Origin of the sequence: Pedobacter cryoconitis, assembly GCF_003259615.1 — a bacterium.
Classification (GTDB): Bacteria; Bacteroidota; Bacteroidia; order Sphingobacteriales; family Sphingobacteriaceae; genus Pedobacter; species Pedobacter cryoconitis.
In genome coordinates, this window is record NZ_QLLR01000014.1 from 82216 (window position 1) to 107040 (window position 24825).

Genomic DNA, 24825 nt, shown 5'->3' on the forward strand with positions numbered 1-24825 from the left:
AATAGCATGAAACACCTGGTACTTAATCTAACCTTATTATTTATCGGTTGCCTTTACTGTGCCGCCCAATCTCCTGCAACAGAGATAGAAAAACTTAAACTTATTTTAAAGGAGAAATCAAAATTAGATGCACAAAAACAACGGCGTATAGACTTTCTGAAAGCATCCCTGGAATACAAAGCATTGGATTTAAAAGATCAGTACCTGATCAATTTGAAGTTATACAATGAATATAAATCTTTCCAGTATGACAAAGCATTTCACTATGCAAACCAGTTACAACGGATCAGTAATCAACTGAAAGACCCCACGAAAATTGCCTACGCCAAATTAAAAACAGGTTTTATCTTACTTTCTTCAGGTATGTTTAAAGAAACTTTTGACACACTGCGCACCTTAAAGATCAACCAGCTGCCCGACTCGGTCAAAAGAGAATACTATTTACTAAACGCAAGAACTTACTACGATCTGGCAGATTTTGATCAGGATGATTATTATTCCAAAATTTACCAATCTAATGCTAGTCTTTATGTGGACTCTGCGTTAAAACTCTGTGAGATCAGCTCTTTTGATTATGCTTATTATAGCGGTTTAAAATTAATTAAGGCTGGTGATCTTGAACATGCTATGCTCAAGCTCAATTCACTGATCCATAGCCATCGTTTATCTGAGCACCAGTATGCAATCACCGCCTCCACATTAAGCGATATATATATCCAGTACCACCAAAACCAGGTGGCTATTAATTTATTAATCAAGGCATCGGTCGCCGATATAAAATCATCCACAAAAGAAGCTGCGGCAATGTTAAATCTCGCTCAGCTCCTGCATAAAAGAAATAAGACAGAAGACGCTTATCTTTTAATCAAAGCCGCTATGGACGATGCAGTTTACTACGGTGCCAGACAGCGAAAAGTACAGGTAAGCGCGATTCTGCCAGTCATCGCCAGCGCCAGAATTTTACATGAGCAGCAGCAAAAGCAAATGTTGTTTTTTTACTGTGCACTGCTCACCATCCTTTCTATCACAATTATTGTTTTTGCCAGCATCATTTATAAGCAGCTGAAAAGAATTAAAGCAGCTGAAAAACTGGTTTTAGAAGCAAATGCGACGCTGATCAATACCATAGAAAAGCTAAACGAAGCAGAAAAGATTAAAGAGGAATATATAGGGTATTATCTGCAGATCATTTCTGATTATCTGAACAAAATGGAAAAGATTAAAAGTTCAATAACGCAAAGGCTCACGACTAAAAAGTTTGACGAGATCAAAATATTGGTGGGTAATATCAATCTGAAAAAAGAACGTGAAGAGCTGTTCAGCAACTTTGACAAAGCATTCCTAAAACTCTTTCCAAACTTCATTACTGAATTTAACGCAATGTTCCCCGTTGAGCACCAGGTCAGACTACTTCCTGCTCAATTATTAAACACAGATTTAAGGATCTTTGCTTTGATTCGCCTGGGCGTAAATGACCCGGATAAATTAGCCAGGATACTGGAATATTCTTTAAATACGATTTACAACTACCGGACAAGGATTAAGAATAAATCGAATAATCCAGACGGATTTGAGGCTGCTATTCTGAGTATAAAGGCTATATGAATTCGCATGCCGGTTTAAAAATCGGGAATAGCTTTAAATTAAACTATTCCCAATCTGATGTTTATTTTCCAGCATTTTTCTTTTCCGTAATCTCGGTACGGATTTCCTGAGCAATACCTTTAATTTCCTGTAAAGCTTTACGTAACCTGGTACCAGCAGCGCCATTACCTGAATTATAAAACTTCTCTACATCTGCTTCTGTAGCAGCAACTACTTCTTTCAATTTCGCGAATTTGCTCATGGTTCTTTTGATTAAATGTTTTTCAAGTTCATTGTTTCAAGCTCCTGATCCGGAGGTGTAAAATATATTATCTCCTTCTAATCAACGCTTAACACTGTAAACATAACGATTTAAAATAAAAATCAAAATAAATACTACTATTTAAGTATACTTTAATTATGTTTGTTAAACATTAAGCTTAAAACAATCCCAAATAGTCATGTGGCCGAGTGGCAAGGCAGAGGTTTCATAAACCTTATATGGTGGTTCGATTCCACTCATGACGTCTAAGCAGCAGCAAGTTCACCTGACCTGGCTTCAGCTTTTTTCCATGTATTATTATATTTGATTCTTAAAGGTTATCTCTCAGATAACCTTTAAATGTTTTTTGGCAACGATTGCACATTTTTAATGTCTGTATCTTTCTATTAACCTCTTTGCTAATTGTAATTTCAAGCTTCTGAAATCAAATACTCAAAAGCCTGAATTGTATGAAAAGATTAGTACAGCCCTTAATTTATCTGCTTGCCATTGCCCCATTAATCCTGTTGATGTCTTTCTGCTGGCCTGCCAAAAGCATCACCATATATCTTGCGGGAGATTCGACTATGTCTGATAAAAACATCAGGGCTTACCCTGAAACTGGCTGGGGAATGCCTTTTGCATTGTTCTTCGACTCTACAGTTACCGTAAAAAATATAGCCAAAAATGGCAGAAGCACTAAAACTTTTATTACTGAAGGTTTATGGAAGCAGATTTCAACTCAGTTAAAAGCAGGTGATTATGTATTCATTCAATTTGGGCACAATGATGAGTCTCCGGCTAAATCCAGTTATACTCCGGAAGCCGATTACAAAAACAATCTGAGGCTATTTATCAAAGAAACAAAAGCAAAAAATGCAATTCCAATATTAATTACACCAGTATCACGCCGTAAATTTAATACTGCAGGCCAAATTGAGGAAACACATCAGATTTATTCAGGATTGGTACACGAAGTTGCACAAGAACAGCAAGTACAGTTAATTGACCTGGACAAAGAAAGCCGGGCATTATACCAGGAACTAGGCCCGGAAAACTCAAAAATGCTTTTCCTTCAACTAAAACCTGGTGAAAATCCCAATTATCCGGAAGGAAAAACAGACAACACGCATTTTAACGAAATGGGTGCACGTAAAATTGCAGAGATTGTATGGCGTGAAATCAAAAAGCAGCAGCTGAGCCTGGCAGACCGGATTTATAAAAAATAGCCGCCCCGGAAAGAGGCAGCTATAAAAGAGACGCTATTTTAAATTTTAAGGCCAGATTGTACCAGCCTGGTTGTCAGCAATCCATGGCTTACCATTACAACTTGTTCCAGCATGTGCTTTCAGACAAGCCTTTACGAATTTAGCTCCTTCTGCATGGCTTTTTTGTTTTTTAGCACTGCAATAAGTAGCCCCTGTATTATCCTGGTAAAGCTGATAAGCCGGGTATCCCAATCCAACAGCAATTTGAAAATTACTCTGAACAGCTCCAGGATAACTGGTTTCTGCACCAAGCACCCAGCCTGTTGAACTTTCATTCGTGCCAGCAACCATCGATGGAGGAGGATTTAAAGTAATGGTAACTGTCGAAGAAGAACTGCTGGAACTCGCATCATGCGAATAAGTGGACTCTGAGCCCCCGCCTAAAGGTATACCCAGGAACGAAACACCTAAAGAAACTGTTTGCTCAATAGTTTTTTCAATACTTTCATAAGAGTCACTTTCTACAGTGATCACAACAGAGGGATAATTACTAATTGCAACGCCTGTTAAAAAGCTGAAAGGGCCTCCTTCAGAAAAATCTATATTTGGCTTTGGAGAGAAAGCAAAACCTGAAATATCCTTCGAACCATTTTTGATGGCATCAGTTATCGGCTTCATCCATGACCAGTTTAATCCAGTTGCCATACTAAATGCTGTAGGACCATAATTAACTAAGGTAACACCAGTAAAAGTCATTTTCACACTCACCGTATTAGAAGAGGTTGCAATCGTATCTGAAAAATAACTTGCACTGCCATCTACTGATAAAGTGAGAAAAGAAGCAATTGGGATTTCAAAACTTGCCCCGCCTTCTATATTTATTTTCAACTCGCTTTCAGATGTACGGTTAATGGTCATGTTTAATTCAATCTTATTACTGGTTGCACTTAAGCCATTAATAATATCAGCTAATGGGGTGCTTACCGCAAAAGCAGGGTGATAAACAGTAGCACTATCATCCAATAACATTCCACCGTTATCAGCAGTGGCAGACTGCACATTACTCAAGGCAGTACTCAAATATCCAGCATTCATTGTTGTTGCATTTTGCAGAGAAATACTGCTGCCCAGCGCATTCAGATAATTAGCAAAAACTGGTAAAACTGGCTGACCACTTGCCGGCGTAAGGTTTAATAATTTATGTAGATTCTTACTTTGCTGAATAGTATACAAATCAGTAGCTGGTTTGGCCCAGGTAGTTGCAATAGTACTCATTATAATGTCTATTGGCTGTTGTTTACCGGAGGCCGCAACCGGACCATAAATTGATGTCCAAAGTTTTAAGAGTGCAAATTGCTGATCAGTTGCCGCTTTTTGCGCCGCGTTCAATGCAGCCTGATCCGCAGTAGAAAGCTTATAAACTACTTTACTCAATGCTTCAATGAAAACATTGGTAAATGGTTCGTCAAGCGTTACAGGAGCTGCACCCGCTGTCAAAGCTGAGCTGATCCAGCCATAAGTCGTTGCATTAAACTGCAGATTATTAGGATTTTGCCAGTAATAAGGAAAATTCCCTAAAGAGGTTACACTAAAATCTGTTAAAGGCTCTGTTAATACGGATGCTAAAAGAGTTGATGCCTGTTCTTTTAAAGCATCAATAATATCTGATGCTTCTGATTCAACGGTTAATTCAGTATTCATGGTCGTAGTTTTAAGGGGGCTGTTTACCTACTCTGTTAAGGCTTTTCGGTTTCTGCCTTTGTCAGTTTTAAATTAAAGCGCTCTAATCATTTGACACCTCAAAGTAAAGGCAGAATAAAGGTTTCTCTCAGCGTAGAATATCCCGGCTTGGTAAACAGGTGTTTTAACCTGGTTAGCAGGTAAAAACACCTGATAACCACGATTCAGGAAACAATAAAAGGTTCTATTAGAATTTAACTTCGAAGATGCCATATTTGATGGCGAAGATGACCAGGCCTGCTGTATTTTTACAGCCGGTTTTGGTGAGCAGATTTGTCCGGTGCCCATCAACAGTACGACTGCTCACGAACAACTTTTCTGAGATTTCAATATTCGTTAGTTCATCACAAATCATCTTTAAGATCGTCGTTTCCCGGTCCGAAAGATTAATAGGTATACTGCTCACATTTTTCAAACCCTGTTTGCGGTATTTAGCAGCATTGCGCATTGCATTTAAAGTTTCGATATTAAAATGAAACCCTACATGATACGTGTTGTGAATAGCCGAGAACAATTCGCTGGTTTCACAATTCTTGATCAGATAGCAGCAAGCTCCTGCTTCAATCATTTTACTTAGATAACGCTCCTCACCATGTACAGAAAGTATGATTACTTTTATCGAAGGATAATCCTTATGCAAAACAGCATTCAGTTCAACCCCATTCATTTCAGGCATATTCATATCAACCAATACCACATCAGGGAGGTTTTCCAGCCTGGTTAGTTGCTCCAGAAATACCTTTCCATTTTCAGCCTGTGCTACCAGCTGATAATCAGGTCTGGTCACTAAAAGATTAACCAGACCTTCCCTAAACAGGTTCTGATCGTCAACAACAGCAATACGTATTCTATCTGACATAAATTAATATCTAAATTGATGCTATATTCAGCGCTATAAACATAGAAAACCCACAACCTGGAGCAGTTTTCACCGTGTAATTTGCATTGACCATATTCAATCTGCTTTCTATATTTTGCATTCCCATTCCCTTTTTTTTCTTCTGATCACCAGGATCATATCCCGCTCCTTCATCCCTATATTGAATAGCTAATAAACCATTCTCCATAAAAATGGATATTTCTATCCGCTTTGCTCCTCCATGCTTAATCGTATTGGAAATAAGCTCTTGCAATACCCTGATTAAAGCGAGGGCAATATCGTTTGGCAATTTATCTGTAAGAGCCTCTACATCATTACGAAGAGTTATCAGCGAACTATCTTCACCATTTATACTATCAATTAACTCTTCCAGCGCAACCGTGAAGCCAAATAATACTAAAGCAGGAGGTGATAAATTATGCGAGATGTTACGCACATCCTGTACAATTTTATCAATCAGCATCTTGTGATTAGCTTTTATAGTGCCGTCCGCCTGTTCCTCAGGAAGATAATTCCGATTAATTAACATGCGCAAATTTGACAAAGAACCCCCAACATCGTCATGTAAATCCTGACCAATCCTTTTTCTTTCTTCCTCTTGTGATTGTATAACTACCCGCATCAATTCTTTTTGATAAGTCATTTCGGAATCGTGAATCTGCTGTTTGTTGTTCAGCAGTTTTTTCTGATTCCTGATAAACAAAATCACAAAAGAGATCACCAGCAGAGAAATGCCTCCGGTGCACAAGATGATTAACAAAAAAATATTCTCTCCTATTTTATCCTGCATTTACTAAAACCAAAGGCAATTAAAAGGTACATCAACAATAAAAGTGTGGCGTGGATATTCCACATTAAAATATTAATTGCATAGTACTTTTCACTCATCTGTTTTACTGTTAAATTCGAGAAAGAGAAAATAAACAGCGCACCTGAAAAGTATAACAATATCCCGGTATTAATCCAGTTCAGGGGATTGAATGACCACCTGGTGTCTGCGTCATTTGTTTGCGCAAAATAAGCCAGGCTACACCCCATAATGATTAATGCTTCGACTGGCCTGGCATAAGTATTAAACTGATAAATACTTTGAAAAAACAGGAAGTTTACAATACAGAATACAGGGAAAATAACCAGCAGATATTTGATAATTCTGCCAGCTGCTTTCTCCCTTAAAACTGACAGATAAAAATAACTCAACAACAAAAACTCCAGTATAGTGAAAACATGTAAAACCGGAAGATTGTTAATCTCATGATCTGCAAGTAATACAGCCAGCAAATTTACAACCCCATCCAGCAGTAAATAATACCAGATTATTTCTAAGGGCCTGTTGGTATACTTTCTTTTTGAATAAGCAACAACAATAGGAATTAAAACACCCGCTGGAACAATTACCCCGGTATAGATTAAACTGGCCGAAAATTTCATGATGTTGTATACCTCAAATAAGGTTCAACACTGTTAAGCTCATCAAATAGCGGACTCGTCGTGTTGCATAAAGTTGGACAAGGCTGAGTGAAATCATACACAGTAGAATAGGCTTCATTATTTAGCATATCTTCCTTTGACGTATTTGCATCGCCAGATCTTGTCAGCATATCATTATTCTGTGCATCAACCGGAACAAGCATCCCACAAATCTGAAATGGAAAATCCGGATCAGGTATACTCATATATAACCTCACAGAACTTGCGTCCGGATGTTCTTGTTTTAGTAAATCTATATCTCTCATATTGATATTGATTGCCCTGAAAATTAATTGAGAAGGTATTAATGGCGCAACCGAATCGCAAGCTGCATTTGTGTATGGCAATTTGGATTCTTCTGGTAGTGAGGTTATCATTTTTCTCCAGGAGCTGGCTCTTGCGATGGCAACACTTAATGGGATGGTCGGCGGAACATCAGCAATAATAGTGGAATCAGATATTTGTACAGATTGAATGGGATTAGAATTTTCCATGATTTCTTAATTTTAATAGATAAATTGTTATTTCATAATACTTTGCAGTATTCCATTGGCAGCGCTACAACTGTATACCACTGCATAATTAGATTCACCAGCTTCATTTAATCCTCCTGTGCGGAATATCCCGAAAGCCGCTACCCAAAATAAATATTCTATGGTAATCACCGGATCATCAATCTTTAGATTAGTTGTTGCTACTCTTCCAAAAGTTGCGGATGCCGTGTTTCCACTTGCTATGACCTGTGGCTGCAGTTGTTTGGCAAGCTCAGCAGCAAGTAAAGGCTGTAAATTACTGTTGGTCAAAAAGAGGGACAGTTGATTAGTCAGACTTTTAAAATCTCCCATCACAGGACCATAATTAAGCACAACGCCAAAATCAGTATTCTCAAGAGGCAAATCTATCGAAGGAAAAATAGCCTTAAATAAATAATTTGACTCTAGATAAGCCGAATTAATTGCCTTACTGATCGTTTTAGACAGCTGATCATCAGGAAGATCTGATTCAGGGAACGGAGGAGTAACCGAAACCTTTCTTCGTGGCGTGAGTGAGGTAGTGATCAAATTCAGATCCTGAGTAGCGATTGGAATATCCATAATATGACTTTCAGTTAATGTCAGGATTTCTTTCCTGGTCAGGGAAATAATGGAGGCAAATTGTCCCATTGTAATTTTTGATTTAGGTTAGATTACTTACTCTTTTATGGCTTTTCAGTTTACGCCTTATTGCTATGGAGAACGGCTAAATTATTTTAAAATATTGAGTTGTAACGAGATAGAAATACCTGATTATTTAAGGTGTTTCTACCTTTTTACCTTAAACTATTTTTATGTATAAAAGACAGGGCTTCATGCGCACGAGCTTAAACGTGAACTAATATCTGGTTTTATTCTGCATGTAAAAGGACAGACGGCCAGCTCAGCAGAAGATGAACAAATCGAACAAAAAAAAGACAAGCCTTATTCAGGCTTGTCTTTTCGAAAAATCTATACTACTATTTATATTGCATCTTGTTATAAGCCGGCACAAAAGAGGCCTCCAGAAAATTCTCAAAAGAAGTTGAGGTTGTAGAGGCTGCTGTACGTATTTGTGAAGTAGTGATATGCTTACTATTCATCCCAATAACGACCTCCTCCATTAATGCAATAACATTTGCCGAAAACCCGGCAGCCATCAAACCTGATTTAAATTCCAGAATCGTATTTTGCTCATAAACCAACCCGGGTTTTCCAATTGCATTTCCAATCATGGCTGTTGCTTCACGGATATTCAGATCACGCTGACCATGCAATTCCTGCACCTGTTTCCCCTTAAATGTAAGCCTGATCAAAGCCTCCGCAGCCGCATGTCCAATATCTTTGGTTGCGATAAACGGCAATTGCATGTCCTGATCAAAAGGCCCTGAAATCTTTCCGTTTTTCAGGATAGAAGGCAGATAAGAAAGGGTATTTTCCATAAAGTATCCAGCTCTTAAATGCAGTAAATTTTCAATAGGCAGCGTATTCATCACTTGTTCCATATGATGTAAACCAAGAACAGGGCCTGAACCACTTTCCCGATCAGCACCCCAGCTACTCAGCGTAACAGCGTACGCGAGGGGATTGGCTGTAATAGCCTGAGCAATAGCATCCGTAACCTGAGCCTGGTATCCTGAAAAATCAGCACTATCAGGAATGTAATTTGGCTGAAGCATTATCCAGGCAGCTTTAGCTCCCTGAAAAGCCTCAATTAAAGCCTCTGCATCGGTAGGCCCGGCAACAAAAGCCTCTGCTCCCCTGTCGGTGAAAGGTGACAATTTCTCCAAACTCCGGCCAATCACCCTAACCTGTTTTCCTGCGTCTAATAATTGATGTGCAACAACACTTCCGGTGTTGCTGGTTGAACCTGTAACTATATACATATGCTTTTAAATCTTTCTCAAACCTATAAAGTATAGCGCTGAAAAAAGATAAGGCACATGCGGGTTCCCTACTAACCATCAGGATACAATCCTGAGAATGAACCAGTTTAATTACCCTTATTAGATTTAGATTACAATTACTTTTGAGCTTTGCGATCAAAAGCATTACGCGCCGCTTTGAAATCGTCCGACTGATCCAGTACCCAGGTCCATAACGGAAGGATCTGGATTAATAACCCACGTCCCAATTCAGTCAGTTCATATTCCACCCTTGGTGGGACCTCCATAAACATAGTTCTGGTAATTAATCCATCCCGTTCCAGCTCACGAAGGCTTTTAGTCAGCATTTTTTGACTTATTCCATTTACCTGTTCCTGCAAACGGGAAAAACGCAACTTACCATTAACCCCAAGCATTTGAATAATCAAAAGTGACCATGTGTTGCCTAAATGACCTAGAACATCTCTTTTTAGCCCATCTTCTTCTGCTGAAAGTGCATCACAGATGGCCTGCGATGCTTTAATAATTTCGGTATCGGTCATGTTATTATTTTCGTTTGATTACAAATTAATCAATTAATAATCATTCCCGTGTTATTGTACTGCATGTATTGACCAGCATAATTTTATGGGTACTAAAAACCATAACTCTGCAATCCTCACACAGCTCTTTTTTATTTTTTAATGTTGAAATAATCTGACTGTTCCATATCCGGGATTAAGCCAGTGTGAGCTGGATGCCAGTTCAGCCTTTCTCGTGTGAGCTTACTGGATGCCGGACAATCCAGACCAGCAAAACCTATAAACCACCCAAAATGAACCGCTGCTTCCTCTGCGGATTGCGAGACAACAGGAATATTCAATTGCTGGCCAATAACCGCAGCAATAGTTCTAAAAGGAATTCCTTCTTCAGCAGCGCCGTGAAATCTCGCTCCTGCAACTGTATTCTCTAATGCCAGTCTGTATAAAACAGCCGCATCCTCCCGATGTACAGCACTCCAGCGGTTAAGTCCATTTCCAATATAAGCTGAAACACCTTTTTCGCGCGCAATATTGATGAGCATCGGAATAAAACCATGATCCCCTTCCCCATGAACAGATGGCGAAAGACGCACCACAGAAATACGGACACCTTTCGCAGCTACCGCATCTGCTGCCTGCTCCGACATGCGGGGATGCGTACTTACACCAGGAACAGGTATAATATCTTCTGTTGCCAGGCTTCCCGGGCTAACCAGCGCAGTACCTGAAGTGACAATAAAAGGACGATCAGAACCTGCTAATACAGCACCAATAGCCTCAATAGCTAACCGGTCTATCTCAGATACTTCTTTGAATCTTGCAAAATCATGAATGAAACCAGTATGAATTACTCCGTCTGCCAGAGCCGCACCACGCTGCAAACTATCTAAATCTTCCAGATCACCACGGTGTACCTCAGCACCCGCAGTTAAAAGAAGACTGGCGGCTGAATCTGAACGCGCTAAACCTAAAACCTGGTGACCTGCACCAATTAAATCCCGAACGATGGCAGAGCCGATGAAGCCTGTGGCTCCTGTGACAAATACACGCATAATATAATTTTTAGTTGAACATTGACAGCAACAAAGATCAGTGCCCGGGACATAGTAAATGTAGCCATATCCACTTTTGATTTAGCCAAAAACGAGTTCTGAGAATGCGTTTATCCAGGATATAGCTTTAGCTATTACAATTCATCTTAAGATACAAAAGCGGAGTTACACCTGTGTATTTTTTGAATTCACTAAAAAAGGAACTTCTTGAAGAAAAGCCAGACTCTCTTCCTAATCCATCCAGGCTGTATTGCTTGATAGAGTTTTTAATCAGAAGCTGGTTCAGCACATATTGAATCCTGTAACTATTTACGAAGTGATTAAAATTCTGTTTGAAGTAAACATTCAATAAATAAGAAAGCAGATGGGGCGTGATTTTAAGTTTGGAAGAAAGCTGGGTAATACTTAACTTTTTCTGAAAGAAAGGCCGTTCCTGGTCCATAAAAACAATAATATCAGACTTTGATAACTGCGTGTGTGCAGACTTTCCCGCATACTGTTTGATAATTTTTTGCAGGGTATTCAGCTTTACATTAATGAAGGAAGCAATTACGTGTAAGGGAATCCGGCTGGCGTAATCACCATAGGTATCCAGTAAATAAAGATATTTATCTGAAGCTGTACCTACCCTGAAAAACACAGAACGCTGGTGTGCCATTTTGTAATAAGTTTCCAGTACTTTGCGCATCACGATATTCATTTCCGGATAAACTTCAAAATACCGGATCAGGTGCTCAACTGGTAATGCAATCAGTACTGAATCTTCTTCCGCTTTAACATCTTCCGTACACTCGCTAATCCCATACATTCCTTCTATTGCAGATAAAAACTCTCCCGGAATAGCAATAAAGGAGGTTATGGTCTGACCATTTCCAGTAGCCCAGCCAGAGAAGAAGCCCGCTATAATGAAATAAATATGAGTACAATAATCACCCCTTTTCATTAAATATTGTCCTTGCGAAACTGTCAGTTCAAAACTGTGCTCAGCCAGATCTTTTTTACACGCATCAGTTAAAAGGTGTAACGCATCAAGCTGCTGTATAACAGCGCTTAAATTTGGGTTAGAAGGTTTACTGGTCAGAACGCTATTTGTGGGCATATAAAGAGGCGCTAAAATAGAAATATTATTAGTCAATTATAAAAGAATTGTACAGGATTATAATTTAGTATTACTTAATAACAATAATTTGATGATTCATACGTATACAAAACTATTTTTGCTAAACCTAAATTTAATATAAAATACAAGCTATAAATGTAAATCGAAATCCAGAAATCCTATTTAAAGGTTAACCTTTTAAATTATCCTTTTACATAGCGCTAAAGACACAATTTTTATATTAAATATTCTAACTCAAAATCAAGATAACACGCTCATCTATCTTAACCTGTATGAAAAAACGACTACGCTCGTCAGGTCTTTTTGGTAAAAAAAGACTACTCTCTGTTCTTGTGCTATTATTTGCTTTTTTTAATTTAAAAGCGCAGAATACACTCTCTACCTCACCCACTTTAACTTTCAACACTGCAAATGGTACAGTCATTGGGGCTATTGCCTCTGATGGTTCAGGGGGAGCAGTGAATATCACTGACTTCGATCTGCAAATCTTTTCAGGAATGAAGGCCAATGGTACGTTAGTACCGAATCAAAGTGTGCAATATCTTAATGCTACCTGGTTTAACAGTTCAAATGGTTTTTTTGGTATAACACCAAATTCACCAGACATGGATATTACAGGTTACGAGGCATTAATTATAAAAAGCAGCTCCCAGGCTAACAATTTTTCATTAAAGTCTTTACAACTCTATGATTGGGGCAGTAATAATCCTGTTATAGTAGAAGCATATGATGGCGGTGTCTCCAAAGGAATAGTAGATGTCACTTTTATTGGTTCTGATGCCAGAACAGTTACGCAGTCAGATTTATTAAGCGCCGAAGTATTTCAAAATATTGATGAAGTAAGAATTTATGGCAGAAGCAATCAAGCTATATGGCTAGGCGTAAACAAGATACAGATCGGTTCTCCTGTTGGCCCCACGGATATTACCCCACCAACTGTAACATCCATTAACCGTGTCGGTACAACCCCAACAAAAGACATTAGTGTTGCTTATACCGTAACATTTTCTGAAAGTGTAACTGGAGTAACTGCCGATGATTTTGTACTGACAAGATCTGGCTCTGCCGCAGGTTCAATTGCCAGCATTACAGGTTCAGGTACAACTTATACAGTTACAGCAAATAATACAGGTGACGGTAGCTTAAGACTGGATTTAAAATCCTCGGGAACAGGAATTCAAGACCTGGCAGGCAATCAGATAACAGCCGGATATACATCCGGGCAGCCTTTCACCTTAGACAAAACTCCGCCAGAGACTACCCTTACCGATTCCCCGCCAGCAGCCACATTTTTAAAAAGTTATACATTTATGTATTCGAGTAGTGAATCTCCGGCAACCTATACTGTTAAGATTGACAATTTTAACCCCGAAGTGGCTGATAATTTCTACCCGGCGCGGAACTTATCTACTGGTAATCATACCATTAGTATAGCAGCGATAGATGCAGCAGGTAATGTTGATCCTACGCCAATAATTTATAACTGGACAATACAAGCTGTCCCGGCATTAGTTGCTTCACCAGGTAATACTATATTCACAGAAGGAAATAACGTCACTTCCACGCCGGTTGCCGTTGATGCTGCAATAACACTGAATAATCCGGATAATGTTCAGGTAATTTCAACAAAAGTACAGCTTACAACAAACTTAAATGCAGTACAAGACATCTTAAATTATACGAACAATGGACTTACTATGGGAAATATCATAAGTGATCCTTATGATGCTGCTACAGGAACAATTCTATTGAGATCAACTACTGCAACATCAGCCCAATGGCAGGCTGCGATACGCAGTATAACCTATACTAACTCTTCTGAAACACCAGGTATTCCCGACAGAACAGTTTCATTTCTGCTTTCAGACGGAATAAGCTCCATTTTTCCAGTAAATAAAGTAGTAAAGGTGGTACAGGTAAATGATATACCGATATTAACAGCCTCCGCTGGTAATACTACATTTGCACAAATCGCTATCCCGGTAGATAACGGGATTACAGTAAGTGATGTTGACAATACTACATTAGCATCGGCTACTATAACTATCGGAAACTTTGATACTCCCGATCTATTGGCATTTAGCAATACAAGCACTACACTTTTTGGTAATATCAGTAGTGTTTTCAATTCAGGAGTATTGTCTTTAACATCTGCTGGTTCAACAGCAACTCTTGCACAATGGCAAAATGCACTTAGCGCTATAACTTTTTTCACAACTTCAACCAACACATCAAACAGGATTGTTTCTTTTGTCATCAACGATGGTAGTACTAACAGTCTTTCTGCAACTAAAGTTGTAATCGTTACTCGCCCACCTATAGTAATCAGCCCTGCAACTCTTACAGGTCTAGCAATAGGAACTGCTTATAGCCGGACAATCACGGCTTCAGGTAATACCGCACCTTATACTTTTGCCATCACAAGCGGAACTTTACCGACAGGATTAACACTCAGCGCATCCGGTGTATTAAGTGGTACCGCAAGCGGAACAGGGAATTTTAACTTCACCATAACAGCAACCAGCGCAACTTCATTTACCGGTTCTAAAGTGTATAGTTTAACTCCTTCAGCACCCAATATCGCAATAGCCCCTACCAGGTTGAGCACCATAAATATCGGAACACCTTACAGTCAAACTATCACGGCTACAGGTGGAACAGCTCCATACATTTATTCCTCGACCAGTATATTACCAGCTGGATTAACCCTCAGCGGTGCCGGCGTATTAAGCGGAACACCAACTGAAAGCGGAACATTTACTATTGTCATAAGGGCTGTGGATGCCTCAACAGGTCCTGTGGCACCCTATTCCGGAGCAAGAGCATATTCATTTGTCATCAATCCGGGCGTGCAAACTATCACGATGAACCCAATTGCTGCTGCAATTTACGGAAATCCAGATCTAGATCCGGGCGCAACCGCAACCAGTCTTTTACCAGTCACTTATACTTCAGGTGATTTGAATATAGCAACCATTGTCAATAACAAAATACATATTTTAAAAGCTGGCACAGTAACCATCAATGCTAACCAGCCAGGAAATGGAACATTCAGTGCAGCCGCTCAGGTTCAGCAGGTATTGACCATTTCACCAGCACCATTGACCATTACCGCAAACAACCAGGATAAAATATATGGCGGGACATTGCCAACGCTGACTGCTTCGGCAACGGGTTTTGTGAACGGAGATACTTTCGCCAGCCTAACTACCCTGCCTGCACTGAGCACTACTGCTACAACAGCTTCTTCAGTTGCGAACAACCCCTATACAATCACAGCAAGCGGCGCAGTATCAGCAAACTACACAATCAGTTATGCTCCGGGTAGTTTAACAGTTACCCCGGCAGCTTTAACCCTCACCGCAGACAATCAAAATAAAGTTTACGGTGCAGCATTGCCAAACCTTACCATAACAGGCAATGGTTTTGTAAATGGTGATGGTTTCGCCAATCTGCAGATCCCGCCCGATGTAAGCACCACTGCTACTGCAGCTTCTTCAGTTGCAGGCAGCCCATATGCTATCAATGTAAGCGGAACAGTATCCCCGAACTACACGATCACTCATTTTCCGGGTACTTTAACAGTTACCCGCGCGTTGTTAACTATCATTCCGGATGCAAAAACTAAAGCTTACGGAGCGGCATTACCAGCCCTTACTGTAACAGCCGAAGGTTTTGTGAACGGTGACAATCTCAAAAGTTTAACTACACAGCCAGTTTTGAGTACTACTGCAACTGCAGCTTCTCCAACTGGCAACTTATATCCAATTACAGCAACTGGCGCAATGTCAGCAAACTATGATATGAGTTATGTACAGAATGTTTTAACAGTTACCCCTGCAACACTAACTATTACCGCAGACAACAAAACAAAAGCCTACGGTGCAGCATTGCCAGCACTAACCTCAACAGCCGATGGTTTTGTGAATGGTGATACTTTCGCCAGTCTGACCACGGCACCTGCGCTGAGCACTACTGCGACTGCGGCTTCTCCAACTGGAAGTCCATATGCCATCACAGTAAACGGCGCAGTATCCACGAACTACACGATTAATTATGCTCCGGGTGTTTTAACAGTTACCCCTGCAACACTAACTATTACCGCAGACAACAAAACAAAAGCCTACGGTGCCGCATTGCCAGCACTAACCTCAACAGCCGATGGTTTTGTAAACGGTGATACCTTCAACAGTCTGACTACACAACCAGTTTTGAGCACGACTGCGACCGCAGCTTCTCCAACTGGCAGCGCATACGCAATCACGCCTGCAGGGGCAGCAGCAAACAATTACATCATCAATTATGCAGCTGGTCACTTAACGATTACCCCGGCAGCACTTGTGGTTACCAATAACAACCTGGTCAAAACCTATGGCCAATCCACTGCTGATTCAGACTTTACAGGTAACATTACCGGTTTAGTCAATGCAGATCAGATTACAGCCAAACGCCACAGTACAGGTGCTCCGGCAACAGCTACTGTAACCAGCGGGCAATACCCAATTGTTGCAAACCTGGCAGACCCGGATCAAAAACTGGTTAACTACACAGTAACCAATAACAATGCCCTGCTTACTATTAATCCTGCACCATTAACCATTACAGCCGACGACAAAGAACGCTTTGCACAATTGGCAAACCCGGCTCTGACAGTCAGCTACTCCGGTTTTGTAAACAATGAAACACCAGCAGTATTAAACAACCAACCCCAAATCAGCACTACTGCTACCTTAAACAGCAGCGCAGGTAATTATCCAATCAGCGCCACAAACGCATCAGCCCTCAACTATACCATACGCTATATTGATGGCGTACTTAAAGTAAAAGCGGGTATCCCAACCAATGTGAATCTTGCTGCCACAACACTTTATGAAAATAGTCCTGCCGGCACAAATGCAGGAACGCTGAGCAGTACCTCTGACGACCCGACTGCCATTTTCACTTACACACTGGTTCCAGGTTCAGGTGATACCGACAACGCACTTTTTGCGATTAACGGCAACAAACTGAATACAACGCAGCCACTGGATTATGAAAATAAAGCGGTTTATAAAATCCGTGTAAAATCAACTACACAAAACAGCCTGTCCCTTGAAAAAGAACTCGTTGTTAACCTCACCGATGTGAACGAAGTTCCCACACTGGATGCTATCGCCAATCAAACTATTTGTTATACCAGCCAGACACAAAGCTTTGGTATTACAGGGATCAGTTCTGGCGCTGAAACTAATCAAAACACTACCCTGACCATCAGCAGCAGCAATACCAACCTGTTCAGCAGCCTGAACGTAAACGGAAACCGATCAACAGGGACTATCAGTTACAAAGTGAAAAACGGAGCCTCAGGAACTGCAACAGTTACAGTGACTGTTAAAGACAACGGCGGTACTGCAAATGGTGGAACAGATACCTATAGCAGAACTTTCCTTATCACAGTAAATGCCATGCCTGTAATTGCGATCAACAGCAACAAAGCAGACCAGGTTAGCAAAGGTGAAACCGTTTTATTAACCGCAACAGGCGGACTAAATTACAGCTGGGCGAACAGTGCCGGAATTATAAGCGGACAAAACGGTGCAGTATTAACTGTCAGACCAGCTCAAACGACCACTTACAGCGTTACTGCTACCAATATCAGCGGTTGTCAGGATTCACAAAGTTATACCGTAACCGTACTGGACGATCTGCTGACTATCAAAGCCGTCAATATTATGACCCCAAATGGTGATGGTATTAATGATAAATGGGTTATTGACAATATTGATTTGCACCCTAACAATGAAGTGAAGATCTATGACAAAGCCGGACGACTGCTCTACAATAAAAAAGGGTATGACAACAGCTGGGATGCGACTTTAAATGGTGTACCGCTAAACGAAGGAACCTATTTCTATATCATTGATTTCGGCACAGAAAAACGCGTTTTCAAAGGATATATAACCATTGTCAGAAATCAATAATTGCAGTTCACACTTAAATAGCCTCATTCCATGAATACATTATATAAAATACTAAGACTTGTTACTGTTTTTACCCTGACGGTTACCGCAGCACAAGCACAATTGAATCCATTAAGTGCCCAGTATTACACTAACCAGTACCTGATTAACCCTGCCTATGCAGGAATAGATCCGGGTTTAAAAGTAAATTTAGCTTATCGCAAACTTTGGAATAACGTACCCGGTTCTCCTTTAACCCAGAATATTACCGCCGACTACGGTTTCGGCCGCGCAGCTTTAGGTTTGTCTTTTAACAAAGAAAGTACAGGTTTACAGCGTCAGACAAGAGTAGTAGGTAGTTATGCTTATCATCTGCCTTTAGATGCAGATAACCGTCAATTACACTTTGGTGTTTCCTTTGGATTTATGAATCAGAACCTGCAGAATTCAGATATTTATGGGAATCCGAATGATCCGGATATTAGTCAGTATAATGAACGCGGAACTTACCTGGATGGTGACTTCGGAATAGCCTATACTTCCAATAAACTAAGTGTACAAGCATCGCTTCCAAACTTAAAAAGCATCTTTAAAAAGGATGTGATTAAACTCGCCGATGTGGCTACATTTTATACTGCGGTCAGTTATAACCTGCAAATCAGCGGAGGCGCGGAAGGAATCCAGGCAGAACCTAAAGTCGCTTACCGCGGCGTTAAAAATTATGACAACATCCTGGATGCCGGCGCACAAATCAGTATGGCCAACAAACAGGTTTTTGTATTGGGCATGTACCACAGTACGAAAAATGCAACTTTTGGCTTAGGGATGGATTTGAAAAATAAGTACCTGATCAGCGGAACCTATACGACACAAACTTCTGCCCTGAACTCTTATACCAATGGAAGTTTCGAAATTAATCTGCGGCTGAGCTTAGATAAATAGCACACCCATAATTCAATACCTAAAAATCCCCCAATCAATGAATTGGGGGATTTTTAGGTATTACAGGTTTGAAAACTTGTAAATAGAACTTGTCTGATAAGTCTGTCCCGGACGAAGAACTGTTGAAGGAAAAGAAGCCTGATTTGGAGAATCCGGAAAATGCTGGGTTTCCAATGCGATTGCCGTTCTAAAATCATCACTGGAACCGTCCTTAAATACATTTTTACCTTGCATGGCATTACCGCTGTAAAACTGTATGCCAGGCTCTGTGGTATAAATATCCAGTACAATTCCTGACTTATCGCCCTGAACAGTAGCCGCATGAAACATGCCCATTCCTTCTGTTTTATTCAATACAAAATTATGGTCATAACCCTTACCATAACTTAACTGGTCATTTTTAGCCTCAATTCTGGCTCCTATCGTTAAAGATTTAGAAAAATCAAAAGGGGTTCCGGCTACCTTTTCGATCTTACCCGTTGGAATTAAAGTAGAATCAACAGGCAGATAACTATCTGCATAGAGCTGTAAACGATGGCCTAAAATCTTGCCGCTTCCTTCTCCATTCAGGTTAAAAAAGGCGTGATTGGTTAAATTTACCACAGTTGGCTTGTCAGTGGTCGCGACATAATCCATTTTCAGCTCATTGTCGTCCGTTAACGTATAAGTTACTTTAACCTTTAAATTTCCAGGAAAACCTTCTTCCATATCCTTCGATACATACTCCAGTTCCAGCGTATGCGCATCAGGCTGTTTTGCATCCCATACCACATACTGATACCCTTTTTTACCACCGTGTAAAGTATTCTGCCCATTATTGGTGAATAAAGTATATTGCTTGCCATCCAGCGTGAATTTACCTTTAGCAATCCGGTTACCATAACGCCCGATAGTTGCCCCGAAATAAGGTTCTGTAGATTTCTCATACGCGTTCACACTATTAAAACCTACTACTACATCTGTTAACTTACCCGCTTTATCCGGAATCAGCAAGCTAACCAGTCTGCCGCCATAATTGGTAAATACAGCTTCTGCATGTTTAGAATTTTTCAGGATATACAAACCTGTTTCCTTACCATCGGTTGTTCTTTTAAAAGAATCTGCCGAAAGTTTCACCGTTTGCAGGCTGTCTGCCGCGACAGTTGTTGATTTCGTTGCTGAATTACAGGAAGCAAAAATTGTCCCTGCAATTGCTATAACGCTGATATAAGTAATCCTCATAATTTTTATAATTAAATGGTGGTCCTGCCTGACAGCTCACCAGGACAAGACCCACCAAACCAAATTTAACTTTATTTACCATGTAACTTGTAGTCCAGCAATTTAATCGCATACCCTCCTACCACACTTCGCGCCTGGAAGCCTACCTGTTTACCATCTGTAGTTTCATGCCAGTCACTTAGCGGAACTCTGGTTGGTGTTTCCAGGGCATATTTATAAATCGGATCTATAAACTTTTCAAAATCTGCACGGTTATCCGTTAACGTTGCCGTCCACATAATCCAGTCCGATTTGGTATAACTGCGGCGGCTGTCCAGCGGCAAACCAAAAGCATTTTGCTTCGTTAAGTAATACTTGATTTCTTTCTTAAACACCTCCTTTGGAAAGATATTCATGTCCAAAACCTTATCCCAAACCATGTTATACTTCTGGCTCCAGGTATTTTTCTGGTCAAAAGTTAACGCATAATGATCTCCGTCATTTGCCATTTCCATCCACTTCAGCGACATTTGTTTCGCCATCGCAGTGTATTTGACAGCCTCAGCTTTCATCCCCAGTTTATCTGCAAGCATTCCGTACCCTGCTAAAGCAACAATTGCTTTCACAGATAAGTTTGCATTGCGGGCCATATGCCCGGCAAAATCATCTGTACAAAGCTGGTTGGCCGGATCAAATCCTTCTTTACTCAGGTAATCTGCCCAGACAGAAAGTGTTTTCCAATGTTTTTTAGCGTAATCCGCATTCCCTTCCACCCTGGCGATTGCAGCAGTCAGGATCAGCATATTTCCCGCTTCTTCAACCGGCATATCTTCTCCGTAAGTCTGTCCGTTGGCTAATGGATAAGTTCCCAAATCATGCGAAGGGAAAGGCTTTTTCCATTTGCCGCTTTCACTATAATAAAATATCCCGTTCATCATTCCCTTTAACAAATCAGGATTATAGACCAGAAATAGCGGTGCCGAAGGATAAGTTATATCTACCGTATTGATAGAACCATTACTGAAATTTTCTTTAGAAAGAAAAAGAAGTTCTCCCTGCGGACTCTCTGCCAATTTATGCGCAGAGATAGCCTGACGGTAAGAAAGATCTGAAAGGCCGGCATATTTCTGCCCCCCCGCCTTTACATTATCTGCATGAAATCTCTGGTCAAAATCTTTACTCTTTTGAAGCACAGCCGCATATTCAGTATTAGCCAGTTCCAATTGTTTTTCTATCGTCTGGTCATTTTTGCGGTTCCACCAGGCTTTTAAATTCTGGCCAAAATACTGCACAGCGTACAGATCATCATAGCCGATTAAAATGTATTTTTCAACTGGTGAAGTGCCAACCTGGTTAAAAGGCAGTACAGTAGACAGCATTAACTTTTTGCCTGTTGTACTGGTCTTTCCGGTAGATTGAGCCGTTGTTTTACTGGCTGTTTTACCTGTTGTAAATGAAGTTATAGCTTCATCTGCAGGGCCAGCGTATTGTTTAGCCTGAGTATGCTGCGGTGCAGCGACATACAGATAACCCCAATCGATACGCACATCGTCACCTTGTTTTTTCAATATCGCCTGTTCTGTAGTACCTGCCTTTAAAACAGACAATTGCCCGGTTTTATACTGTTCAGCTTTTACTTCCTGAAATTCTGTATTCACTGCTAAACCAGTACTTGCCCCAAAGTAAACTTCCGCATTGTGCTTTTTACCGTCTTTAGCTTTCACTTTAAAGGACACATAGGAAACAGGACGCGATAAAAGATTCAAATCACTCATCAGCAGCGGGGAAGTGAAGTCCACATCCAGGTTTACATTTCCGCAATCAAAACTATAAGAAGTCTGAGTTGCAGTTATTCCGATTTTAGTCTGTTTGGCCAGTAAAACATTGGGCGTGCCTGCAGCTGGTTTATCGTACACCAATCCTGCATCCAGCCATTGACCGCCTACATTATTTTTAACATGAACAGCCAGTAAGTTTTGCCCTTTTTTTAAAAGTTTCGTATCTACAGGTATATAGATAAACTTGCCATTGAAACATTTGCAGGTGAAAATCCGGGTTCCGTTTAAATAGACTTCTACATCATCGTCATTCATCAGTTTAAGTTTCAAACCTTTAAAATCTGTCTGCTCCAGATTAAATGTCCGGCGCATCCATAAGTCTTTGGTTCTCCACTGCGTAGTCGCTGAACCATCCCCAAAAGGAGCTGTTCCGGTTTTCCAGTCCGACTCCTTAAATCCTGCTTCATTCCATCCCTTGTCTGGTTCCGATTCTACATATTTTGCGGTATATGCTTTTTCGTCTGAAGCAGGAAGGACTGTCTGGAAGCTTTCTTCCTGTCCGCCCAGAAAGCGGTAAACTTTGCCATCGACTTTTAACAAACCTGTCAGTGACTGTGTTGCGCCCGTCCAATGTTTGGTAGCCGAAGCATTTAATCTGTCTGTAAATGACCAGACGCTAAAATAAGGATCATGTGTAAGCAGTGGATATGCCGGAGCGATCCGCTGCTGCCCAGCGGAAGAATGCTGTTGCTTTACAGACGGATTCTTTTGCTGAGCGGACGCGTTCAGCAGCAAACCCGCTAAAGCCAAAGAGATAAATAATCGTTTCATGCTATGTATGTTATGATTGCTATAATTAAGGTGCAGGTATTAAATAAAGTTTATCGTTTACGCGTTTTAGTTCTTCAACAGGCATTTTAATCACCTTTCTGTCGTAAGTCATAAAGCCATTGATTTCACCTTCTACGTCTGTGGTCTGTGTGTAAACTGCAGCCGACAGTCCCAATGGGATTAATTCTTCTAATCTTTTGGTGAAGGATTCATATTTGTTAAACAGGTCACCGGAATTTTTGAAAGACTGGTAACCCCAGTTATCTTTTTGCTGCCAGGTATGTCCATCCACTGGTAAACCTAATCCACCGAATTCCCCTAAAACAAGAAGCTGTTTTTGGCCAAACAAATCTGGTCTTGGCATGGCCGGTTGCGGATAATTGTGCAGATCCACCATATGACCTGTCGTATAAAAATTACCACCACTTGCACTGTTTACTAACCTGGAAGGGTCTTTTTTCATCGTCCATTCTGTAATTTCAACCGTTTTAAACTGTCCCCAGGCTTCATTAAAGGGCACCCACACCACTATTGAAGGGAAATTATGCAAGGTATTCATGATCGCGTCCCATTCTTTACGGTAATATCCTTCAGATTCGGCAGTCCTGTTTTTATCTGAAGCGCGGTCCAGTACTCCGGGATGGCTTTCCCAACCATTGCCCAGATCGCCACTTGGCATATCCTGCCATAACAACATCCCAACCCTGTCGCAATAGTTATAATACCTTGCGGGCTCAACTTTAATGTGTTTACGGATCATATTGAACCCCATTTTTTTGAGTTCGTCAATGTCGTATACCATCGCCTCTTCTGTAGGGGCAGTATATAAACCATCCGGCCACCAGCCCTGATCGAGCGGGCCATATTGAAATACAAATTTGTTGTTCAGCAGCATCCGCTGAATACCTTTCGCATCCGGAGCCATAGAAATTTTACGCATCGCGAAATAACTTTTTACTTCATCTACAGGTTTCCCATTGCGCAGCAGCGTGATCTTCATGTCATATAAGAACGGACTTTCCGGCGACCAGAGTTTTTCATTTTTAACGGAAATCTCTGCCGTCGCATCCACCGCTACTTTTTCTTCGGCAACGATAGCCTTACCATCTAATATACTGATTTTCAACTGATCACCAGGCTGACTATTTTCAACTGCAGCACTCACCGAAATCCAGTGTGCATCAATGTCAGGGGTCTGTTTGGTCGATTGGATATAAGATTTAGGTACAGCTTCCAGCCAAACCGTTTGCCAGATACCCGTTACCGGTGTATACCAGATACTCTCAGGTTTTTTCACCTGTTTCCCTCTTGGCTGAGGTCCCTGGTCAGTTGGGTCCCATACCCGTACTTTAATTTCCTGTTGCGTCCCTTTTTTGAGCAGCGAAGTGATGTTCAGCGAAAAAGGATCAAAGCCCCCTTCATGTTTGCCCGCGCTTTTGCCATTAACAAAAATTTCTGCCTGCCAGTCTACCGCTCCAAAATGCAGCAGCACGTCTTTACCTTTTGCTGATACAGGTAGTGTGACGATATTTTTATACCATAATATACTGTCTTTACCGACCGTTTTACCGACTCCGGATAAAGCAGACTCTACAGCAAACGGCACCAGGATATGGCCCTGGTATTTTGCAGGTTCCTGCGCGTCTTTTGGTATAATCGCATATTCCCAAAGCCCGTTCAGGTTTTTCCAGTTATTATTCCGCACAAGTTGCGGCCTCGGATATTCCGGCAAAGGAGCAGCAGGATTTACCTTTTCTGCCCATGGAGAAACAATTTTGTCTTTAATTAAGGCCCATTTAGTCTGCTGTGCATTTGCAGCAAAGCCTAAAAGCAAGAGCATTGTTCCCGTTAGCGTTTTCTTGATCATGTTATTTAGTTTGTGGTTACAATTGGTATTTCG

At 40.8% G+C, this 24825-nt stretch carries 18 protein-coding genes and 1 tRNA gene; 5 read left to right on the plus strand and 14 right to left on the minus strand.

The genetic code is table 11. The annotated features are described in order from the left end of the window. Positions 1-6: 6 nt before the first annotated feature. Positions 7-1605, plus strand: coding sequence for a DUF6377 domain-containing protein (locus LY11_RS14570; protein ID WP_245952773.1), 1599 nt, complete (start codon positions 7-9; stop codon positions 1603-1605). A 61-nt stretch (positions 1606-1666) separates the two neighbouring features. Here LY11_RS14570 and LY11_RS14575 read toward each other — a convergent pair whose 3' ends face one another. Further along, positions 1667-1846 (minus strand): histone H1, encoded by a 180-nt coding sequence (locus LY11_RS14575; RefSeq protein WP_111634402.1) that lies wholly within the window; start codon positions 1844-1846, stop codon positions 1667-1669. A gap of 195 nt (positions 1847-2041) precedes the next feature. On the opposite strand from LY11_RS14575, the gene LY11_RS14580 reads away from it, so the two are divergent. Further along, positions 2042-2112 (plus strand) — tRNA-Met (locus tag LY11_RS14580). Between the two features lie 204 nt (positions 2113-2316). Then, the gene (locus tag LY11_RS14585) at positions 2317-3075 is read left to right on the plus strand and encodes a rhamnogalacturonan acetylesterase (protein ID WP_111634403.1); all 759 of its coding nucleotides are present in this window, start codon (positions 2317-2319) and stop codon (positions 3073-3075) included. Positions 3076-3120: 45 nt separating this feature from the next. Here the strand turns inward: LY11_RS14585 and LY11_RS14590 are convergent, their stop codons facing one another. The 10 genes from LY11_RS14590 to LY11_RS14635 all read right to left on the minus strand — a co-directional run bounded on the left by LY11_RS14590 (position 3121) and on the right by LY11_RS14635 (position 12250). Further along, a complete protein-coding gene (locus LY11_RS14590; protein ID WP_111634404.1) occupies positions 3121-4755 on the minus strand; it encodes a lamin tail domain-containing protein in 1635 nt (544 codons plus the stop codon). Positions 4756-4981: 226 nt separating this feature from the next. Then, positions 4982-5653 carry a response regulator transcription factor gene (locus LY11_RS14595; RefSeq protein ID WP_111634405.1) on the minus strand — a complete coding sequence of 224 codons (672 nt, stop codon included), beginning with the start codon at positions 5651-5653 and terminating at the stop codon, positions 4982-4984. Between the two features lie 10 nt (positions 5654-5663). Beyond that, on the minus strand, positions 5664-6464 hold the full coding sequence (locus LY11_RS14600) for a sensor histidine kinase (protein ID WP_111634406.1): 801 nt from the start codon (positions 6462-6464) through the stop codon (positions 5664-5666). Continuing rightward, positions 6449-7105, minus strand: coding sequence for a hypothetical protein (locus LY11_RS14605; protein ID WP_111634407.1), 657 nt, complete (start codon positions 7103-7105; stop codon positions 6449-6451). Before LY11_RS14605 ends, LY11_RS14600 begins: the two co-directional genes overlap by 16 nt. Continuing rightward, on the minus strand, positions 7102-7638 hold the full coding sequence (locus LY11_RS14610) for a hypothetical protein (protein WP_111634408.1): 537 nt from the start codon (positions 7636-7638) through the stop codon (positions 7102-7104). Before LY11_RS14610 ends, LY11_RS14605 begins: the two co-directional genes overlap by 4 nt. Positions 7639-7665: 27 nt before the next feature. Next, the gene (locus LY11_RS14615) at positions 7666-8307 is read right to left on the minus strand and encodes a hypothetical protein (protein WP_111634409.1); all 642 of its coding nucleotides are present in this window, start codon (positions 8305-8307) and stop codon (positions 7666-7668) included. 329 nt (positions 8308-8636) lie between these two features. After that, complete coding sequence (locus LY11_RS14620) at positions 8637-9542, minus strand: NmrA family NAD(P)-binding protein (RefSeq protein ID WP_111634410.1); 906 nt, start codon at positions 9540-9542, stop codon at positions 8637-8639. A 137-nt stretch (positions 9543-9679) separates the two neighbouring features. Then, positions 9680-10084: a winged helix-turn-helix transcriptional regulator gene (locus LY11_RS14625; RefSeq protein ID WP_111634411.1), complete on the minus strand. Its 405-nt coding sequence runs from the start codon at positions 10082-10084 to the stop codon at positions 9680-9682. 131 nt (positions 10085-10215) lie between these two features. Continuing rightward, entirely contained in the window at positions 10216-11115 is a 900-nt protein-coding gene (locus tag LY11_RS14630) for an SDR family oxidoreductase (RefSeq protein ID WP_111634412.1), read from the minus strand. A 127-nt stretch (positions 11116-11242) separates the two neighbouring features. Then, a complete protein-coding gene (locus LY11_RS14635) occupies positions 11243-12250 on the minus strand; it encodes a Crp/Fnr family transcriptional regulator (RefSeq protein ID WP_146610850.1) in 1008 nt (335 codons plus the stop codon). Positions 12251-12507: 257 nt separating this feature from the next. Between LY11_RS14635 and LY11_RS14640 the strand changes: the two genes are divergently transcribed. Further along, complete coding sequence (locus LY11_RS14640; protein WP_111634414.1) at positions 12508-18195, plus strand: MBG domain-containing protein; 5688 nt, start codon at positions 12508-12510, stop codon at positions 18193-18195. Positions 18196-18225: 30 nt separating this feature from the next. Continuing rightward, the gene (locus LY11_RS14645; protein WP_111634415.1) at positions 18226-19116 is read left to right on the plus strand and encodes a PorP/SprF family type IX secretion system membrane protein; all 891 of its coding nucleotides are present in this window, start codon (positions 18226-18228) and stop codon (positions 19114-19116) included. A 60-nt stretch (positions 19117-19176) separates the two neighbouring features. Here LY11_RS14645 and LY11_RS14650 read toward each other — a convergent pair whose 3' ends face one another. From LY11_RS14650 to LY11_RS14660, 3 genes are all read right to left on the minus strand, one after another. Further along, the gene (locus LY11_RS14650) at positions 19177-20337 is read right to left on the minus strand and encodes an aldose epimerase family protein (protein ID WP_111634416.1); all 1161 of its coding nucleotides are present in this window, start codon (positions 20335-20337) and stop codon (positions 19177-19179) included. Between the two features lie 71 nt (positions 20338-20408). Further along, positions 20409-22925, minus strand: coding sequence for a glutaminase family protein (locus LY11_RS14655; protein ID WP_111634417.1), 2517 nt, complete (start codon positions 22923-22925; stop codon positions 20409-20411). 25 nt (positions 22926-22950) lie between these two features. After that, positions 22951-24792: a glycoside hydrolase family 2 protein gene (locus LY11_RS14660; protein ID WP_111634418.1), complete on the minus strand. Its 1842-nt coding sequence runs from the start codon at positions 24790-24792 to the stop codon at positions 22951-22953. Positions 24793-24825: the final 33 nt, after the last annotated feature.

Bases quoted from the DNA above. Each gene is read 5' to 3' on its own strand.
- LY11_RS14570 (WP_245952773.1), top strand. From the start codon at position 7: ATGAAACACCTGGTACTTAATCTAACCTTATTATTTATCGGTTGCCTT.
- LY11_RS14575 (WP_111634402.1), bottom strand. From the start codon at position 1,846: ATGAGCAAATTCGCGAAATTGAAAGAAGTAGTTGCTGCTACAGAAGCA.
- LY11_RS14585 (WP_111634403.1), top strand. From the start codon at position 2,317: ATGAAAAGATTAGTACAGCCCTTAATTTATCTGCTTGCCATTGCCCCA.
- LY11_RS14590 (WP_111634404.1), bottom strand. From the start codon at position 4,755: ATGAATACTGAATTAACCGTTGAATCAGAAGCATCAGATATTATTGAT.
- LY11_RS14595 (WP_111634405.1), bottom strand. From the start codon at position 5,653: ATGTCAGATAGAATACGTATTGCTGTTGTTGACGATCAGAACCTGTTT.
- LY11_RS14600 (WP_111634406.1), bottom strand. From the start codon at position 6,464: ATGCAGGATAAAATAGGAGAGAATATTTTTTTGTTAATCATCTTGTGC.
- LY11_RS14605 (WP_111634407.1), bottom strand. From the start codon at position 7,105: ATGAAATTTTCGGCCAGTTTAATCTATACCGGGGTAATTGTTCCAGCG.
- LY11_RS14610 (WP_111634408.1), bottom strand. From the start codon at position 7,638: ATGGAAAATTCTAATCCCATTCAATCTGTACAAATATCTGATTCCACT.
- LY11_RS14615 (WP_111634409.1), bottom strand. From the start codon at position 8,307: ATGGGACAATTTGCCTCCATTATTTCCCTGACCAGGAAAGAAATCCTG.
- LY11_RS14620 (WP_111634410.1), bottom strand. From the start codon at position 9,542: ATGTATATAGTTACAGGTTCAACCAGCAACACCGGAAGTGTTGTTGCA.
- LY11_RS14625 (WP_111634411.1), bottom strand. From the start codon at position 10,084: ATGACCGATACCGAAATTATTAAAGCATCGCAGGCCATCTGTGATGCA.
- LY11_RS14630 (WP_111634412.1), bottom strand. From the start codon at position 11,115: ATGCGTGTATTTGTCACAGGAGCCACAGGCTTCATCGGCTCTGCCATC.
- LY11_RS14640 (WP_111634414.1), top strand. From the start codon at position 12,508: ATGAAAAAACGACTACGCTCGTCAGGTCTTTTTGGTAAAAAAAGACTA.
- LY11_RS14645 (WP_111634415.1), top strand. From the start codon at position 18,226: ATGAATACATTATATAAAATACTAAGACTTGTTACTGTTTTTACCCTG.
- LY11_RS14650 (WP_111634416.1), bottom strand. From the start codon at position 20,337: ATGAGGATTACTTATATCAGCGTTATAGCAATTGCAGGGACAATTTTT.
- LY11_RS14655 (WP_111634417.1), bottom strand. From the start codon at position 22,925: ATGAAACGATTATTTATCTCTTTGGCTTTAGCGGGTTTGCTGCTGAAC.
- LY11_RS14660 (WP_111634418.1), bottom strand. From the start codon at position 24,792: ATGATCAAGAAAACGCTAACGGGAACAATGCTCTTGCTTTTAGGCTTT.